The sequence below is a fragment of the Cellulomonas sp. genome, from assembly GCF_017744555.1.
Classification (GTDB): Bacteria; Actinomycetota; Actinomycetes; order Actinomycetales; family Cellulomonadaceae; genus Cellulomonas.
Genome location: NZ_JAGIBD010000070.1, coordinates 3,048 through 4,015 on the forward strand (window position 1 = coordinate 3,048; position 968 = coordinate 4,015).

Below are 968 nucleotides of genomic sequence, written 5' to 3' on the forward strand. Positions count from 1 at the left end.
GTCGTCGGGACGCAGGGCACCGGGACGTTCGGGGGCGTGCAGACGACGACCGTGCAGCAGTTCACCGACTGGGGCGTGCCCGTGGTGGTCGAGCCGCCAGTGGGGTGAGGTGGGGCGTCCGGGTGGAGAGGCAGACCTTCGAAGAGCCTGTCGTAGATCGGACTGCCGTTCGCCCACGGTGGGCCCCCTTGTGTCGCTACGGTTCCGCTCACCACGTGATGCCCCGCGTGCTCATCCCTGGGGCTCACCCCGTCGAGCAGGAGGTCCAGCGCCGCATGCGAGTTGCCTCGACAACTATCCGCACCGTGGGAAGTCTCACGGTCACGTTGCTCACCGTGTCTCTGCTCGTCGGCGCTGCGCCAGCCGACACCCCCGCCGGAGAAGTGATCGCCGAGGGGACGTTCGATCTGAGCGACGCGGACGCGGCTCCCCCTACCTCGGCCACCCTCTTCGCCTGGCCCGCCAACGAGGTGCTCGCCGACCTCGAGGTCGGCGAGCAGGTGCATCTCGAACCTGTTGGCGCTGCGGAGGTCGCGGGCGACGGATCCTTCACGGTGACGGTCGACGACGCCGAGACCCTGGAGAGCTACGCCTCCGGCTACGGCGAGGTGAACCTCTACCTGAGCGCCGACAACGGCGCGTCGGAGTTCGCCAGCTCCTTCGCCGTCTCGGTCGCCGACGTCGCCGAGGGGAACGGCGACGACGCCAGCGTCGTCGATCTCGGAACCGTGAGCGAGGTAGGACACCTGGTCGAGGATCCTGCTGCGGCCGGCGAGGTCGAGCTCGGGGACTACATGGAGAAGTCGTGCTCCACGGCCAAGCGCACGAACCTGGGGAACTTCTGGGTACCGATCGGCGGTCTGTTCTCCACGAACCCCGGTTCGTCGGTCGACTTCCAGTACTCCACCGGCCAGTCCAGCACGCTTGGTGTCGCTGCTTCGACGAAGGGGCCCACGACGGGATTCAGC

General features: G+C 68.2%; 1 protein-coding gene. It reads left to right on the forward strand.

The features are described from left to right. Nucleotides 1-335: 335 nt before the first annotated feature. The coding region (locus J7523_RS19925) for a hypothetical protein (protein ID WP_291890468.1) at nt 336-968 on the forward strand (633 nt) is incomplete at its 3' end.